We start from the raw sequence: 256 nt of genomic DNA on the forward strand, positions 1-256 counted from the left end.
TCCTAAATGTTTAACGCCTTCATATGAACGGGGATGAGGGTAATCCCTCATTTCTACGTCATAGTGGTGAAGCGCCGCGAGTTTGGCATCCATTGTGTCTGTGATGTTAACGAAGTAATTAGGTTTGAAGAGTTTATCAGCCGTATTCCTCTCCCACTCGCTTGAAGATAGCGTTTCGAACGTAAGCAGTTCGATAGGCTTTTGATTCGGAAGCGGTCTGGCGGCTGTTAAAACTGCTTGGAATGTTCTCTGGTGG

1 protein-coding gene is annotated in these 256 nt (G+C 46.1%); it reads right to left on the reverse strand.

Annotation, left to right across the window (positions count from 1 at the left end):
• The coding region (locus KVT31_RS30530; protein WP_368858999.1) for a PIG-L deacetylase family protein at positions 1–256 on the reverse strand (256 nt) is incomplete at both ends.

It is taken from the genome of Bacillus sp. GbtcB14, from assembly GCF_019091205.1.
Lineage (GTDB): Bacteria > Bacillota > Bacilli > Bacillales > Bacillaceae_G > Bacillus_A > Bacillus_A cereus_AG.